The organism is Cytophaga hutchinsonii ATCC 33406, assembly GCF_000014145.1.
In the GTDB taxonomy this organism is placed as follows: domain Bacteria; phylum Bacteroidota; class Bacteroidia; order Cytophagales; family Cytophagaceae; genus Cytophaga; species Cytophaga hutchinsonii.
Map to the genome: position 1 here is coordinate 849,648 of NC_008255.1, position 17,147 is coordinate 866,794.

Consider the following 17,147-nt stretch of genomic DNA (forward strand, 5'->3'; position numbering starts at 1 on the left):
GTGATTCGTTTATTACGTATGTACAGCATGAGTAATCTTAATACGTATAACCAATTACTTACTACTTATTACCTATATCATCATGGACATCGAATTCAACAAAAACGAAGATACATTAAAAATGCTTTGTTATGCACTGCGCGAACGGCTGAAAAAAGTGGCACAGGGTGGTGGTGAAAAACGCTTGCAGGCTGAAAAAGAAAAAGGAAAATTTACAGCGCGTGAACGGATCTCGGCATTATTTGATGCCGGCAGCAGGGTAATAGAAATTGGTGCACTTGCTGCCGAAGACATGTATACGGATGTTGGCGGCTGTCCGTCTGCCGGTGTAGTTGTGAAGATGGGCTACGTGGAAGGCCGCATCTGTATTGTTGTTGCAAACGATGCGACAGTAAAAGCAGGTGCCTGGTTTCCGATGACAGCAAAGAAAAATCTCCGCGCACAGGAGATCGCCATGGAGAACCGGATCCCGATCATTTATCTGGTGGATAGTGCGGGTGTATTTCTTCCGATGCAGAATGAAGTATTTGCCGACAAGGAACATTTCGGACGGATTTTCAGAAACAATGCCTGGATGTCTTCGGAAGGGATTTTGCAGATCGCAGCGGTGATGGGCAGCTGTGTAGCGGGTGGTGCATATTTGCCGATCATGTCTGACGAAGCATTTATTGTAGAAGGCACAGGGTCTATTTTTTTAGCGGGATCTTATTTAGTAAAAGCAGCCATTGGCGAAACCGTAGATAATGAAACGCTTGGCGGTGCAACTGCACAAACGGAAATTTCCGGTGTGATCGACCATAAATGCAAAGATGATGCGGAGTGTTTAACCCGCATACGGGCTGTATTAGCACATACCGGGCATACGGAAAAAGCGGGCTTCGACCGCACGGCACCGGCAAAACCTGCCCTCAATGAAGAAGAGATATACGGGCTCATGCCGCTGGATAGAAGCAAGCCGTATGATATGATGGACATCATCAACCGGCTGGTGGATGATTCTGCTTTTGAACCGTATAAGGAATTATACGGGCAAACCATTATCTGTGGCTATGCACGTATTGATGGCTGGGCAGTAGGCATTGTTGCCAATCAGCGGAAAATTGTAAAGACAAAGAAAAATGAAATGCAGATGGGCGGCGTGATCTACTCTGACTCTGCTGATAAAGCTGCGCGTTTTATTATGAATTGCAACCAGCGTAAAGTGCCGCTCGTTTTTATTCAGGATGTAACGGGCTTTATGGTTGGCAGCCGCTCCGAACAGGGCGGGATCATAAAAGACGGTGCGAAAATGGTTAACGCGATGGCAAATTCGGTCGTGCCCAAGTTTACAGTGATTGTCGGAAATTCCTATGGCGCCGGAAATTATGCGATGTGCGGAAAAGCGTATGATCCACGGCTGATCATTGCCTGGCCGGGCGCGCAGATAGGCGTAATGAGCGGTGCATCTGCCGCAAAGACCTTGCTGCAGATCAAGGTTTCTTCACTGAAAGCAAAAGGCAAAGAAATTACTCCTGCCGAAGAAGCGGAACTGTTAAAAGAAATAACCGATAAATACAACGAAGAACTTTCTCCGTATTATGCTGCAGCCCGCTTGTGGATTGATGCAGTGATTGATCCGCTGGAAACAAGATCCTATTTATCAATGGGTATTGAAGCAGCAAATAATAATCCGAAAATGAAGCGCTTTAATGTTGGTGTAATACAAACGTGATGAATATATTTGTTGGATATGGAAGAAGCTAGAATAAAAGCATTGATCTCCTTATTGGACGATGAGGATGTGGAAGTAATTTCACAGGTTGAAAAAGAATTGCTTGCTCAGGGCGGATCTATGATTCCTTTTCTTGAAAAAGAATGGGAAGAAAATTTTAATCCCATTGTTCAGAAACGTATTGAAGATCTGGTTCACCTGCTGCAATTTGTACTGCTGGAAGACCGGCTTTCGCAATGGAAAAACAAGGGCGGCACAGATCTTATGGAAGGACTCTGGCTGATCTGTACTTATCAATACCCCGATCTGGAATTCAACACGATTAAAAGTGCCATGGAACAGATCTATTATGAAGTATGGCTGGATATGAAACCCGATATGCTTCCGCTGGAACAGGTGAAACTGGTAATGAATAACGTATTGTTCAATAAATTAAAATTCAGCGCCAACACCAAAAATTTTCATTCGCCTGCCAATTCCATGATCAGCCAGGTATTGGAAAGCAAAAAAGGAAATCCGATTTCTCTGTGCTGCATCTACATGATGGTGGCACAGAAACTGAAGCTCCCTGTTTACGGCGTTAATTTACCAACGCTATTTATTCTGACATACAAAAGCGACGATACACAGTTTTACATCAGTCCGTTTCACAAGGGACTGATTTTTACAAAAGAAGACATTGATAATTATCTGCTTCAGCTTAATCTGGCGCCTATTGATTTGTATTACCAGCCCTGCAATAATATTGACATTGTGGCGCGTGTATTACGAAACCTGATTGTGTCTTTTGAAAAACTTTCTGAAATGGAACGGGTGGATGATGTGAAAAAAATGCTCCATTTTTTAACCGGAGAAAAATACTGACAGTTATCCTTAAAACAAAGGCTGAAAGGTATTGTATAACAGCGATAGTGTATAAGCGGCCCTTCGTTTTTTATTTGTGTTCTGCGGAAATAGTTGTATCTTATTATACAGGTAATCAGCTATGGATATCATTTAAAAGTACCGGATATTCAAATCTGTCTGGATGATTGCATACGTATATAAATAGAACACAGTGAATGTTTTCCTGTGTACAATTGTTTGTAAAACGTAGTACTTTCTTAACCGGTAAAACCCATGAAAAATAAGTTAACATCCATATTTCTTACCGCTGGCTTGCTGATGAGTTTAACAGCCTGTTCGCAGCAGAAAGCACAGCCGATCAAAAAAACAGATACCATACAAGCAACGTCAAACATGCCACTTATGCCAATTAAAGATCAGTCCAATTATAATCCATTAACGCCGGAAGAAAAATACGTAATCATCAACAAAGGGACAGAGCGCCCTTTTACCGGTAAATACTATAATTTTAAAGAACCTGGTACATACATCTGCAAACAGTGTAATGCACCGCTGTACCGTTCTTCAGATAAGTTCGATTCACATTGCGGCTGGCCGAGTTTTGATGATGAAATACCGGGTGCAGTAACACGTGTGCCAGACGCAGATGGAAGAAGAGTAGAAATCATTTGTACCAATTGCAAAGCACATTTAGGTCACGTATTTGAAGGCGAACGTATGACAGATAAAAATGTGCGCCATTGTGTAAATTCGATTTCTATTGAATTTGTACCGGTGAAATAATATTGCTCTGAATGAATTACACCTCATGAATGCATTGAGGCGAGCATAAAATAGCCCATGAATTTATTCATGGGCTATTTTATGCTCGCCTATTTTTATGATCACGAACCGGATATGTTCGATGTTATTTTAATGCATGTAATAAATCTGTGCGGCTGAAATTAATTTTCGGAATGTTCAGCTGGCAGTCTTCAAAAATATCCCGGATCTCTTTTCCTTGTTCCAGCTGTTGGATAAAGGACAGCAGCGTTCGCTGAATATCGTCCGGATACTGTTTAGCTGCTTTTTTCAGTTCTGTCAATTCTGTGAAACCTATCTGCTGCAGAATATAAAAGACATTCTGAATAAAATTCTGATTGCTTCCTGCCGGGTACATCACGCGGTCTTTCATCGCACGGATCACATTTCCGTCCGGATAAAAATCAAAGTATTCAATAGTGTTTACGTTTGATTTTAATCCTTTAAAATAGTTCATGAACTGAAGGATCCGTTTTTTATTTTTTTGCAGAAACGGGTTTTTACGGATCTTATCCATGGCAGAGCGCTGGTCGTAGGTCCAGGCTGCATAGGTTACAGAAAGCGCTTCCGGATAAAAAACAATGTGCGGTGTATTTGTATCAATGAATTCCAGGTTGTACAGCGGATTCTGGTATTCTTTTTCTATCTGAATAGCTGTTTCTTCTGTATCGGCATTAATTGAAAAACCTTTTTTGAATAGGATTGAATTGTAACCGGGTCCGTATGGTGCAACCGAAGTTAATAATAACCTGCCGTGGTGATGGATACTCTGGTGTGTAACCGTTGTATTTCTATCCGGCAGCGGCATCCAGAAATGCGCGACCAGGGTAATGTAGGCATTGTCCACAATCGTTAAGGCAATAACCGGATTGATGCGTTTCTGTAAAAAGAAACCGCTGGAAAGCAGATTCCGCTGTACAATCTCAAAAAGAATCTGTTTGTTTTCAGCCATCTCCAGAAAAAGCGCTCTGGCTGCAGCATGTGCTTCACGGGGCTGGTTTTTTTTAAAGATGTGCGTTAGGGATTCAATATAATACCCGAGATCTTTTTTCATACAGCCTTATTCAATGATCGCATTAAACTGAGCAATTTTTTCTTCCGGAATTAAAATGTAATTACTTTCAAAATACGCGCATTCGAAAGCCTGTAGTTTTTTTAATTCAGCAGAATAGATGTACGTTTTATATGCATGCGAAGCGATCAGGTTTTTCAGATCGTTTTCTTTAATATCAAAGCCTGTTAAAAAGAATGGATTTATTTCGATCAGAATAACAGGTTTGTGTTTCAGCAGCAATTGCTGCATGCCTTTTAATGCAAAATATTCCGCACCTTCAATATCCATTTTTACAAAAGAGATTGGTGTTATATCTGTAATGGCAGCATCAAGTGAAACAACCGTACAGTCATACGCTTCATTTTTGCTGAACTGATAATGCTGTTCTTTTCCTTTTAATTCATTGTTGCGGTCGGCCATGTGCGCCTGCCCCGCGCTGATACCGCCAAAATCCACAACCGGAACATTGAAGCGTTTGATCTCGTTTTTTTCACCAACACCTTGTGCAAACAAATCTACATTTGCGCAGTTGTAATGCTTCAGCAGCATTTTACAAACTTTATAGGTAAACGGGATCGGTTCGTATGCAAATACTTTTTTGGAAAGCTTTGACATGCCCACCGTATAGTAGGCATAATTGGCGCCTACATCTATTGAATTAGAGTCCTTGTTTAAAAAATAGGGCAGCAGCTCCATTTCTTTTTCTTCAACAAGGCGCTTGTCTATATCTTTGATTTTGGCATAAAATTGAAAACGTGCATAGACATTTTTACCAAACAGTTTAAATAATAACGGTTTTAAAAATGTTCGGATCGGGGAGTTAACAGAGGCCATTACGTATTGTTTGGGTAAGTGCGGCAGAAGCCGGGTATAAAATAATATGCAATTAATAAGGTTTCAATAAACAGCCCACCGCCCGGGTATCGGCAACCTTAATGGATCTGTTTAAGACCATCGCTGAAATAGCATCGCTCAAAAAACGATTGGACACATCTTCCGCACTTTGTGGATTATCATCGATTGAACCTTTGTATACCAGACGGAAAGACGTTTCCATTTTCTTTAATACAAAAGCATCCGGTAAACGCTGAACGCCAAAACTTATGGCTAACGATTGAGTTGTGTCTGCCAGGTATGGGTAGAGCGATTTGTCGTTCTGGATTTTCTTACGCATCGCTTCAATGGTTTCAAACTTATCAGAATTGCTTACCGACGGGTTAACCAGCAAAAATGCAACACCGCTTGTATTATATTGTTTGGCGAGGTTTGCAATACGTTGTTCGTATAATTTTGCGTATGCACAATTGTTGTTGGTGAAAATAATCACAACCACTTTCTGGTCGTTATAATCAGTTAGTGATAAGACCGTCTGGTTCGTAACATTCAGCATCGAGAAGTTTTTTATTTCATCGCCGATCTGGTACCCGCTTAACGGCTGCGCGAATGCCTGCGACATACAACATGCAATTCCTGCTAAGCAGAAAAAAAGTTTTTTCATAAATGGATTTGTTAATAAGAAAGAGGTATGATGCATGGATCTAATCTATGTTAAAAGCAACCACATAATTATCGTATTCAAAGAATAATATCTTATACGTGTGAATTCCTAAATGGATGATTGTTTCGCCCTGAATTTGTCCGGGTTCAAATTTTTCAACAATAATGTCATCTTTAAGCGAAAGACCTTTTTCACCTGCCAGTTTATATCCTGTTTCTTTAACACACCAGTACTGAGTCATATGACGCACATCATCGGAAAATTCTTCCTCAAAAAGGAATTTTTTACGGATGGCTAAGATTTTACTGTCTATGCGTTCAATATCTATGCCAACTGGTTTTGATTTGTCAATAATTGCTGTTGCGTAGGAGTGAGAATGGCTGATAGAAACATGGCCATTCTGTTCACATAAATAAGGACGTTTGTCCGGGTCTTTTAATGTACCTGCATACGGCAGCTGCAGATGATCGCATACCATGCCAACCGTTAAGCGGCTTGCCAGCCACTCCTGTTTTTTATGCGGGTGGGAGATGTTTGAAAGATACTCCTTTTCGTGGATACCAAAGGAATAGGAATCTTCAAGCAGCGGTAATTCCTCTTGAATATTCCAAAGCCCCCAGGCTCTGTTCTGGTCCAGATTATGTACGGTAATAATGGGCATTTAATGTATTGTAATTGTACAACAAAATACGCCTTTTTTTACAATTAAACGATTGCAACGTACCATCAACAGATAAAAATAAGAGGGATCGTGTTAAGAAACAATGGTTCAATTTGTTTTGGCTTTCGTCATTATTTTTTCGCATTCAGGATGTACGCTCATTTATACACATTCACGCTATTACAGAGGATAATACATGAATAATTGGTAAATTTATAATTGAATTACGGGCAGAGTGGTTTCTGTCTGTTGGCCGGATCCGGACAGGCAGGATTTGTAAAAAGCATATGCAAGGTATTCAGGTTCATAAGATAGGTGTTTACAAAGGGCATAAAGATTCCATTTATGCGCTGGAAAAAGGCATGGGTGATTCCTGCTTTTATACTTCCGGTGCAGATGGACTGGTTGTTGCCTGGGATATGCATGCGCCCGATCAGGGAACGCTTGTGGCTAAATTGCCGAACTCTGTATATGCGCTGCATTATGATGCTCAGGCCAGCGAACTGGTACTTGGTCAGAATTTTGAAGGGGTGCATGTTATAGATACAAGTACCAATGTTGAAAAAAGAAGCGCGCAGATAACCAAAGATGCCATATTTGATATTAAAAAAATACTGGATTGGTTTCTGGTAGCTACCGGCGACGGCCATTTGATTGTGCTGGATGTGAGTGATCTGAGTGTGATCGCTAAAATAAAGATTTCAGATTCAAGCATTCGGGTGATTGCCATTCATCCAAATAAAAAACAACTGGCAATCGGAAGCAGCGACCACCTGATCCGTATCATCGATATTCCGAGTCTGCGCATCATACATACGTTGAAAGGTCATACAAATTCGGTGTTTGCATTAACGTATTCTCCGGATGGTGAAGTATTGTTGAGTGCAGGCCGCGATGCACATCTGAAAGTATGGGATATGCTTACGTATACGCCTATGCATTCTATTGCGGCGCATATGTATGCCATCAATCACATTGCGTACAGTCCATCGGGCAATTATTTTGTAACGGCAAGCATGGATAAGTCGATTAAAGTCTGGGATGCTGCTGCATTTAAATTGTTGAAAGTAATAGATAAATCCCGCCACGCCGGTCATGCAACATCTGTTAATAAATTGTGGTGGTCAGATTTTAATAATAACATCGTTTCTGTGAGCGATGATCGAACCATTTCCATCTGGAATGTAGATCTTCCGCATTCCGTTCTTTAACAGTATCACGTTTAAAAGCTATAACATGAAAGTTACCCCAATTGAAATAAGACAAAAAGATTTCAATAAAGTATTCAGAGGCTATGATAAAGAGGAAGTAGATGCCTTCCTGAAATCACTTTCTCAGGAATGGGAAAAATTACTGGATGAAAACAGAGAGCTTAAAAAAAGACTGGAAGTATCTGAACGGGAAGTAAACAGATTGCGTGAGGTAGAGAGTTCGCTTTTCAAAACAATAAAAAATGCGGAAGATACAGGCGCGAGTTTAATTGACCATGCACAGCGCCAATCGGATCTGCACATGCGTGAAGCTCAGATGAATGCTGAAGCGATCATGAGTGAAGCACGTACACGTGCGCGTAAAACCGTTGAAGAAGCAGAAGTAGAGGCTAAAACACTGGTTGGTAAACTAGTGGATGAAGTAACTATGCTTAAAAAAGAATATTCAGAAATTGAATTTAAAAAGGAGCATGCCATCCAGGAGATTCAGGCCTTGGGTGAAGGTTTGTTAGAACGTGTGCAGCGTGAAAAAACAAAACCCAGCCGTGCAGAAATGGAGCAGCGCATTGAAAAAGTACTTGAAGCGGCGAACACAATAAATACAGAAGTGAAAGGCGATTTTGATACGCATGAATTAAAAACAGCGATCAAACCGATTACTCCGGTTATTGATCCGGAAGCTCCTAAAACAGAGCATTTGAGTTTGTTCCCTACACATACGATTCCCCCGGCACATACGCCGGCTGCAAAAAAAGATACAGAAGCAAAAACACCGGCAACACCTGTTAAAAAAGAACCGGAGCAGGAAAAAAAGACAGAAACACCAAAGCCGGTTCAGGAATCAGGTAAAAAAGATCTGAGTGAGGGGACGGGTTCATTTTTCGATTCAATCTGATGAGCAGCGCCATTATATCTCTGGAAGGCCTTAAGTTTCATGCCTATCACGGCGTTCATGCACAGGAACGTTTGGTAGGCTGCATCTTTATGGTTGATATTCATTTAACCATGGCATTACCAACGGGAGGTTTTCAGGATCAGTTAAAAAATACGATTGATTATGAGCAGGTGTATACTACTATCGCAGCAGTGATGCGTGAACCGAAGCACTTGATCGAAACGTTGGCAGAATTGATCTTACAGCAGATTTTTGGTACACAGCCGCTGGTTACCGCAGGCCATGTGCTGATTTCCAAAATGCACCCACCGGTTGGCGGCGAATGTTTAAAGTCTAAAATTGAACTTAAGCTGGAGCGTCCGTATTAAAAATAAAGCCTGTTACTTCTTCCGAATCCTCGTAGTCCAGTTCTACACCGGCAACATACAGCACGTGTTTTTTTTCAATGTAAACAGGTAAGCCTTCTACAAGGTATTCGTTATCACCGTCTTTTTTCTGATCAAAACCCAATACAAAACTGGTGCCGGAACAACCGCTTCCGCGCACACCTACACGCAATCCGTAACCTTCCGGAATGTTTTTAGTTGCTTTTATAAACGCAATCTGATTCAGAGCAAGTTGCGTAATACTGAGCGGTAATATGGATTGGTGAAAAGCAGGCACGTGTTCTGTTTAATGGATCCGGGCAAACGATGTTTGCAAAGGTTGTTATAATCACTCAAAATTGTATATTTTTGAAGACTAAAAATACAAATATGTTAGAATTCTTGTCTGAGTTTATAAAAATTGTACTGCCTGCTGCTCTGGTTGTGTATGGTATGTTCTTAATCGTTAAGACGTTTCTTCAAAAAGAGTTTGAAAAAAGAGCCGTAGACCTGAAAATTAAACAGGTTGAAGTACAAATTAAAAATAATGAATTGATTTTGCCGATCCGTTTTCAGGCATACGAACGTGTATGTTTATTTCTGGAACGCATTGCACCGCATAATTTAATTATCCGCAGCAATGAGCCGGGCATGACTGCCGGTCAGCTGCAAAGTCAGATGCTGTTCAATATCCGTGAAGAGTATGCGCATAACATGTCGCAGCAGGTATACATGAGCGATGAAGCCTGGAAGCACGTGAAAGATGCGATGGAAAATATTGTTTCGGTAATTAATAACTCCGCACAGATTGTGCCTGGAGATGCAAAAGCAATTGATCTGGCAAAAGTGATTGTTGATGTATTGATGCAATTGCAAAAAGAACCGACAGAGGATGCATTGCAGTTTATAAAAAATGAGATCAGACAGGTGATGTAGTTTAATCAGCCAGAGCTATATACCCTTTGTATACAATCCGTTTATTTCCTATGAAAATTGCCATCCAAGGAGGTCGCGCTTCCTTTCATGATATAACCGCCCGCTATTATTTCGGCGAGAACATTGATATTGAAGAATGTGAATCATTCAGGCAATTATGTTTTAAATTAAGTGCAGGAGAAGTCGATTATGCTGTAATGGCGGTTGATAATTCCATTGCCGCATCTATACTACCCAACTATGCGTTGATTGAAGAATTTGGTTTCAAGATTATTGGAGAAGTATATTTACAGATCAAGCAATACATCATGTGTGTGCCGGATACCAAAGAAGAGCATATTCGCTGGGTCATGTCGCATTACATGGCGCTGAATCAGTGCGAGGAATATCTGCTGAACCGTCCGATGATGGAACGCAGAGAATACCACGATACGGCCGACAGTGCAAAATATATTAAAGAACACCACAGTACAGATATCGCCGCCATTGCAAGTAAATATGCCTGCGAATTATATGGCCTGAAATTACTGGAGCCGGAAAGTATTGAAACGTATAAAAACAATTTTACGCGCTTTTTTATTCTTTCAACAGATAAAAAGTTTAAAGATGAAACAGCGAATAAAGCAACAATAAGTTTCCGCTTAAGCAATGAGGTAGGAGCCTTGTCAAAAGTTTTGAAAATTATTGTTGATAATGAAGTCAATCTTACAAAGATCCAGTCGTTGCCTGTCTTCGGCAAAGCAGCGGAGTACCGGTTTCATGTAGATTGCGAATGGAGTGATTATGCAAAATTCAAAAAGAGCATTGCCATCAATTCCATTGTTGAGGATTTAAAAATATTAGGAGAATATAAAAAAGGAGAATTCGTAAATGATTATTCCCGCAGCAAATAGGCTGAACGTTGTTAAAGAATATTACTTTGTTCGCAAACTGGAAGAGATTGCAAAATTAAACAAAGAAGGTAAAAATGTTATCAGTTTCGGTATCGGCAGCCCTGATCTGGCGCCGTCTGAAGCAACAGTAGATGCATTGGTTGCAACATCGCGTTTGTCAAATGCACATGGATACCAGCCTTATCGCGGTATTCCGGAGCTGCGTGACAGTATTGCCTCGTTTTATAAAAACACCTATGGTGTAGAACTGGATTCGAATACAGAAGTATTGCCGTTGATGGGTTCCAAAGAAGGTATCCTGCACGTATCCATGGCTTTTTTAAATCCTGGAGATGAAGTGTTGGTGCCGGATCCGGGCTATCCTACGTATACGTCGCTTACAACGCTTATCGGTGGTGTGGTGCGTAAGTATGCATTAAGTGAAAAAAATAACTGGCACCCGGATCTGGAAGAACTGAAAAAACAGGATCTGTCAAAGGTAAAACTGATGTGGCTCAATTATCCGCATATGCCAACGGGTGCAGAAGCAGACAGAGCGCAGATTGAAAAGATCATTGCTTTCGCAAAAGAATATAAAATTCTGTTATGTTTTGATAACCCATACAGCTTAGTGCTGAATCAGAATAAACCGTTCAGTATTTTAAGTATACCGGGTGCAACAGAAGTAGCGGTTGAATTTAATTCCTTAAGCAAGTCGCACAACATGGCGGGCTGGCGGATCGGGATGATGGTAGGTTCTCCGATTTATCTGAATCCTGCACTTACAGTAAAAAGTAATATCGATTCAGGTATGTACTTAGGTTTACAGAAAGCCGCGATTGAAGCATTCAAAAATACAGAAGCATGGCATGCTGAACGCAATAAAATTTATGCAGACCGCAGAGAAAAGATATTCGGTATACTGGATAAATTAGGTTTTGAATACAGCCGCAAGCAGGTAGGTTTATTTGTTTGGTGCAAACCGAAAGATGCAGCAGCAATCGGCGATATACCTGCGTATGTAGATCGTTTGCTGAACGAAGCGTATGTATTTTTTACTCCCGGAGCAATCTTTGGTGAAAAGGGCGAAGGATACCTGCGCGCCTCACTTTGTGTGCCAATAGAAAAGATTACTGAAGCGGAAGCCCGTATTGATGCGTGGCTGAAGAAATAAATATACATGTGTCGTTTTAGTTCTTTGAATAAGATTTAAAACGGCACATGTATTTTACCTGTATTTCCTCAGAATATTTTTCATTTTAAAATTCCCCATAATCCCATAACAATGAAAGTTACCTGTCTTTTAATCGCAGTTGCATGCGTATTTTCATCATTCGCTCAAACCCCGGTTGATAAAAAACAACAAAAAGAAAATGATCAGTCTCAGGCTGCAAATAAACTATTGTTAGAGAGTTTGAATAAAATTGATGATTACATATTTAAGAAAACAAAAGATTCAATTCCGGCTCAATTCTCAAATGAATCCGTCGTTATTTTAGGCCAATCTTTTTCTTATATGATGCTTGAACGCAGCGGTGTTCCTGTCTTCTCAGAGCGAATTAAAAAACGTATCTATTTAAAGGATAAAGCTGCTGTTGAAGATTACTCAACGTTTTATACCTATACAGACGGTACCGAATACCCGATATCGGTACAGGTTATAAAACCTACAGGAACTGTAAATACATTGCAGTTAAAAGATGGGGTTAAAGAAACCTCTTCTATTGCCATACCAAGATCGATGCGTTCTTCGTCCAACGTAAATTTAATCTATTATAAATATGCGATCCCTAATTTAGAGCCGGGTGATATTATTGAATATACGTTTATGTATGACAATAAAAATATAGCAACGTTTGATCCTGTTTTGTATCTGAATGCCTCACATGTTGTGTTAAATTCTCAGATACGTATTGCCGTACATCCGAAGCTTAAGGTTTTCTATAAAAATTTAAATGGCGCACCTGATTTTAAGCAGACTACAGAAGGGAATACGGTGATCCTGATCCTGCGCGACGGCATACGGAACAAAATAGGTAATGACTGGATGCTTCCGTATGAAAAAGAAATTCCCTATATAAAGTTTTGTTTTCAGATGTATGGAGCAAACACAGAGGCACACGTAAATAAGGAAATTAAATACGAAGATCTACACATGTATATGGGCTATATGTTACCTACTTTTTTTGCTTCACAATTAAAGAGAGACATGGCCAGTTCTTTTCCTGAAATAAATCCGCTTACAAATACAGATGCTTATATCGAAAAGTGCTGGTATATTCTGAAATATTATTCCGTTTCAAAAAGTGATAAACTTGATGGCGGATATGGTGAATATGGTTGGGTAAGTTATAACATTCCTCATGCCTATATTATGATGGGAAGTTTGTGTGAACTGCTTACAATCAATAAACAGAAATATGATGTATACCTTACAAAGACGAATAGAGAAAGTCCGATCCAGGATTATTTGTGGGGTGAGCAATTAGAAATTGTTATTAAATGGAAAGGGAATTTTATCGTAGTTCCGTTTATATCCAATTCCTATAATGTGTTGTCTGATGTTTATTCCGGTTCTAACGCGTACCTGGTTTCTGATTTTGAATTAAGAAAAATTACACGCGGCAATTCCATGCCGTATACAAAAACAACCCTACCCGTTGTTGTTTCTGAAAATTCCAGGATAGAAAACATTTCCGTAAAATTAACCGGCGAACAATTCTCTTCTACACAGGTAACAATAAACACGGTAGCTAAAGGCAGGCCTGCAACGGATGAAATGTTAGATTATATTAACCGGGATTTTGCAAATGAATTGGGTAGCTATTTGAAAATGTACAAACCCGTTGATTCTGCAAAATTATATACATCCGGAAAACCAGAAAAGATACAAGAGCAATATCGAAAAGCAAAAGAAGGACAGGTAACATATTTTAACGAATTAAAAGAACATTATACAGAATTGGCAAAAGCAGATTACCCAAATCTCTCTTCATATAATTCGTATACATTTGGTAGTTATGGCTTATTGCCATCAGCTACAGATTTTAAAATGGAAAAGTCCATGACTCTTGAATCCATTGTAGTACCTGCCGGTAACGGTTACATGGTTGAGTTAGGCTATTTGCTCGGAAATTATTCAAAGTTTGAGGAAGAAGACAGAACGAGAAATTTTGATGGGCAATTGTATGGATTGAATTCGTTGGAATTTAAAATCAAACTGGAAATACCGGCCGGGTATAAAGTTTCGACGCTGGGAGATTTAAATAAAACGTATGAAGATGCTATGCTCGTATTTACCTCTACGGCAGTGGTTGAAGGAAATGCAGTACTGCTTACGGTAAAAAGAACCTATAAAAAACTTGATTTTACAGTTGATGAATACAAGTCTATTGTAAAATATTATGATTTAATGAGTGGTTTGAAAAAAACAAAACTGACCATTAAAAAAATATAGTTATTCAACATAAATGCTGAAAGCGTGTTGAATCTGAATCACATATACTGAATAATAACTTAAAAGAGACTAATGCAGAGACATCCAATTAATTGGATGTCTCTTTTTTTTGCTTGACTGAACAGAACTTATTAAACGGCAGGAATAAAAATTTTAACGGTTGGGATATAATCGTGAAGTTGGTTTTATTGCGGGCCTGTTTTTACAAATAACCAATTATATAACCATGTTAGCGATGCATTTTAAAAAAGCATATACAGCTGCTGTATGTTTTATTTCTTTATTATTCTTTCAAACTTCTGCTCAGAATTATCCCGCAGTATTTGATCCAACTACTTTAAATGGTAAAAATGGTTTTATCGTAAAAGGGTTAAATAATGAAGATCGGTTAGGCTTTGAAGTGAATTTTATCGGAGATATAAATAAGGATGGCTTGGAAGATGTCGCAATCAGTTCTGATGCAAACAAAGATGGCGTAAATTATGGCGGTACAGCCTATGTAATTTTTGGTTCTCAAAATCCGTATCCATCGCCATTTGACTTGACAACACTGGACGGAACAAATGGGTTTAAAGTTGAAGGGATAGTTGAGAATGAAGGAAGAGGTGACAGCGTCGGTAAGTTGGGTGATATAAATGGAGATGGCATTGATGATGTTGCGTTTTCTTCCTCACGCAACGGCGCCATAATTTTATATGGTAAAAGAGCTGGTTTTCCGGCAGTGATAACAAAAACGTATATAACCGGCGTGAATGGATTTGTTTTTGATCATATATTTCTCGGGGAAATAAAAAATGCAGGAGATGTAAATGGAGATGGTATTAATGATATCATTTTCGGGCAGGGTATAGGCGGCAGTGTCTTTATTGTGTTTGGGCAGACCGGAAATTTTCCTGCTGTTATAAATACTACATGGTTAGATGGCATAAAAGGCTTCAGCCTGGCAAGTGTAGATGCGAGCAGATCCGGTTATTATGTGGGTACGGCAGGAGATATTAACGGAGATGGTTTTGGTGATGTAATGGTTGGAATATGGACTGGAAGCAGTCCCGGTCAAAATCTGACGTATGTATATTTTGGCCATGCAGCGCCGTTTACTTCTCTGGTGCAATTGAAAAATGTAACTGGAACAGATGGTTTTGCTATTGAGAATAAGCCGGGTAACTTTTTAATTACAGTAGGTACATTAGGTGATATAAATGGTGATGGCATTGATGATTGCTACTCGCGCAGCAATATAATTTTTGGTTCAAGAAACGGCTTTGCTCAGAAATTTATACCGAATGGGACAAATGGTTTTGCCTGTGCAGGGTTTAACCAAACATCTTCCGGCATCGGAGATGTAAATGGAGATGGAATAGATGATTTTATTGTGGTGGCAAAAAATAATGAAAACTGGGTAGTATATGGCTCAAGACAAGCCTTTCCGGTAGAATTTGATCCGGCAGTATTGGATGGTACCAGAGGTTTTAAAATAAAGAATTTAAGTCAGACAAATATTGGCAGGCAGGTGAGCGGCAAAGGTGATGTAAATGGTGATGGATTGTCGGACTTTATGATCGGCAATGAATATGGTATTAATTCAAGCAATGATAAAGGAGAGGCATATATTGTTTTTGGCGGTGATCATTATGCCTTGCCCTTAACGACTGATTATCCAAAAGCCCTGAACATAACATCTGCCGGTTTTACGCTTCAGGTAAATACAACAGAAAAAGGTAAAATAACATATGCAGTTTACAGCGGCACAGCTGCAGCCGTAACTCAGCAATCTGTTATAGCGGCTGGTACGGGTTCTATAAAATATGGAGAATTTTCAGCAGCAACACCTTCCACCAATATTAATAAGGTATTAACCGGTTTAACAGGCGGTACAGCATACGATGTTTACCTGTATTTTCAAGATGAAAAAGGAAATGCCGGAGTGATCTACAAATTAGATAATGTAACAACGCTAGCGGCAGATACACAGGCTCCTGTTATAACGGGTTGTCCGGCAAATAAAAAACAAGGCTGCGGAGCGCTTTTAAATTATACGTCTGCGGTAACGGTTACAGATAATATGGATGCAACACCGACTGTAACGCAATCACCAGTTCCCGGATCACCGGTTAAAACCAATACAACCGTTACGATAACTGCACGGGATAAAAACAATAATACAAGTACCTGTGTTTTTTTGATCGAAGTTGTAAATAGTATTCAATGTCCCGGAAACCAGCAGTTAGCTATGGGTATGGCATTGCCGGATTATGCAAAAGATGCAGCGGTTACCGGCTTTTGCGAAGGCATTCCAACCATTACGCAAACACCTGCGCCAGGTACAATTGCTGCAAACAATATGAAGGTTACCTTAACTTCTACAGATGGAACGATTACATCTACCTGCTCATTTGTTGTAAACAGCACAACAACAGCCCTAGAAGCACAAACAGATGCTGCAGCACTGATCGTTTATCCGAATCCGGCAACGGATGTGGTGTATGTTAACGGTTCTGCCTATAATGCATTTGAGGTGATCGATAATTCAGGAAGTATTGTGCTGCAAGGGAACGCTGATTCAGAAATTAATCTGAAAAATCTCTCTGCCGGTATATACATGATCTTGTTTTATGACAGCGAACAGCAAATCGTTGCTATGAAAAAAGTAATTAAAAATTAACTGCTTTTATAATATTCAATAAAAGCTCATGACCTGATTCATGGGCTTTTTTTGTTTTATGGTGTTCATATTTTATAAACCCGGTTTCAATAACAGATATTTAGTAAACGGTCAGAATATCAGTTTTAACGGTCAGAACGTTTACATCATTTTTTATTTTATTGCAGGTCAGTTTTTC

Annotated in this window: 16 protein-coding genes; 11 read left to right on the plus strand and 5 right to left on the minus strand. The window is 39.7% G+C overall.

Features of this window, described 5'->3' with window-relative positions; genetic code table 11:
* Positions 1–82 precede the first annotated feature (82 nt).
* From CHU_RS03690 to CHU_RS03700, 3 genes are all read left to right on the plus strand, one after another.
* On the plus strand, positions 83–1,711 hold the full coding sequence (locus CHU_RS03690; RefSeq protein ID WP_011584155.1) for an acyl-CoA carboxylase subunit beta: 1,629 nt from the start codon (positions 83–85) through the stop codon (positions 1,709–1,711).
* Positions 1,712–1,729: 18 nt separating this feature from the next.
* Complete coding sequence (locus tag CHU_RS03695) at positions 1,730–2,575, plus strand: transglutaminase-like domain-containing protein (RefSeq protein WP_041932169.1); 846 nt, start codon at positions 1,730–1,732, stop codon at positions 2,573–2,575.
* Positions 2,576–2,830: 255 nt separating this feature from the next.
* Positions 2,831–3,340 (plus strand): methionine-R-sulfoxide reductase, encoded by a 510-nt coding sequence (locus CHU_RS03700; RefSeq protein ID WP_011584157.1) that lies wholly within the window; start codon positions 2,831–2,833, stop codon positions 3,338–3,340.
* A 124-nt stretch (positions 3,341–3,464) separates the two neighbouring features.
* On the opposite strand, the gene CHU_RS03705 is transcribed toward CHU_RS03700, so the two are convergent.
* From CHU_RS03705 to CHU_RS03720, 4 genes are read right to left on the minus strand one after another with little or no spacing between them, the layout of a single operon-like run.
* Positions 3,465–4,412, minus strand: a complete 948-nt coding sequence (locus tag CHU_RS03705) for a hypothetical protein (RefSeq protein ID WP_011584158.1) — start codon at positions 4,410–4,412, stop codon at positions 3,465–3,467.
* Positions 4,413–4,418: 6 nt separating this feature from the next.
* A complete protein-coding gene (locus tag CHU_RS03710; protein WP_011584159.1) occupies positions 4,419–5,246 on the minus strand; it encodes an FkbM family methyltransferase in 828 nt (275 codons plus the stop codon).
* Between the two features lie 52 nt (positions 5,247–5,298).
* Positions 5,299–5,910, minus strand: coding sequence for a thioredoxin family protein (locus CHU_RS03715; RefSeq protein WP_238379340.1), 612 nt, complete (start codon positions 5,908–5,910; stop codon positions 5,299–5,301).
* Between the two features lie 40 nt (positions 5,911–5,950).
* Positions 5,951–6,571: a 4'-phosphopantetheinyl transferase family protein gene (locus tag CHU_RS03720; protein ID WP_011584161.1), complete on the minus strand. Its 621-nt coding sequence runs from the start codon at positions 6,569–6,571 to the stop codon at positions 5,951–5,953.
* A 287-nt stretch (positions 6,572–6,858) separates the two neighbouring features.
* Here CHU_RS03720 and CHU_RS03725 point away from each other — a divergent pair, with 287 nt between their 5' ends.
* Genes CHU_RS03725 through folB form a run of 3 tightly spaced genes read left to right on the plus strand, consistent with a single transcriptional unit; the run spans position 6,859 to position 9,045 of the window.
* Positions 6,859–7,782 carry a WD40 repeat domain-containing protein gene (locus CHU_RS03725; protein WP_011584162.1) on the plus strand — a complete coding sequence of 308 codons (924 nt, stop codon included), beginning with the start codon at positions 6,859–6,861 and terminating at the stop codon, positions 7,780–7,782.
* Between the two features lie 25 nt (positions 7,783–7,807).
* Positions 7,808–8,677 carry a DivIVA domain-containing protein gene (locus tag CHU_RS03730; RefSeq protein WP_011584163.1) on the plus strand — a complete coding sequence of 290 codons (870 nt, stop codon included), beginning with the start codon at positions 7,808–7,810 and terminating at the stop codon, positions 8,675–8,677.
* Positions 8,677–9,045, plus strand: coding sequence for a dihydroneopterin aldolase (gene folB, locus CHU_RS03735; protein ID WP_011584164.1), 369 nt, complete (start codon positions 8,677–8,679; stop codon positions 9,043–9,045). Before CHU_RS03730 ends, folB begins: the two co-directional genes overlap by 1 nt.
* Here folB and CHU_RS03740 read toward each other — a convergent pair.
* Entirely contained in the window at positions 9,023–9,340 is a 318-nt protein-coding gene (locus CHU_RS03740; protein ID WP_011584165.1) for a HesB/IscA family protein, read from the minus strand. The genes folB and CHU_RS03740 overlap by 23 nt on opposite strands.
* 92 nt (positions 9,341–9,432) lie before the next feature.
* On the opposite strand from CHU_RS03740, the gene CHU_RS03745 reads away from it, so the two are divergent.
* The 5 genes from CHU_RS03745 (at position 9,433) to CHU_RS03765 (ending at position 16,969) form a co-directional block, all read left to right on the plus strand.
* Entirely contained in the window at positions 9,433–9,978 is a 546-nt protein-coding gene (locus tag CHU_RS03745; RefSeq protein ID WP_041932170.1) for a hypothetical protein, read from the plus strand.
* Positions 9,979–10,028: 50 nt separating this feature from the next.
* A complete protein-coding gene (locus CHU_RS03750) occupies positions 10,029–10,871 on the plus strand; it encodes a prephenate dehydratase (protein ID WP_011584167.1) in 843 nt (280 codons plus the stop codon).
* On the plus strand, positions 10,849–12,024 hold the full coding sequence (locus CHU_RS03755; RefSeq protein ID WP_011584168.1) for a pyridoxal phosphate-dependent aminotransferase: 1,176 nt from the start codon (positions 10,849–10,851) through the stop codon (positions 12,022–12,024). The genes CHU_RS03750 and CHU_RS03755 overlap by 23 nt, the downstream gene beginning before the upstream one ends.
* Positions 12,025–12,135: 111 nt before the next feature.
* The gene (locus CHU_RS03760) at positions 12,136–14,307 is read left to right on the plus strand and encodes a DUF3857 domain-containing protein (protein ID WP_011584169.1); all 2,172 of its coding nucleotides are present in this window, start codon (positions 12,136–12,138) and stop codon (positions 14,305–14,307) included.
* Between the two features lie 160 nt (positions 14,308–14,467).
* The gene (locus CHU_RS03765; protein WP_238379341.1) at positions 14,468–16,969 is read left to right on the plus strand and encodes a T9SS type A sorting domain-containing protein; all 2,502 of its coding nucleotides are present in this window, start codon (positions 14,468–14,470) and stop codon (positions 16,967–16,969) included.
* Positions 16,970–17,147: the final 178 nt, after the last annotated feature.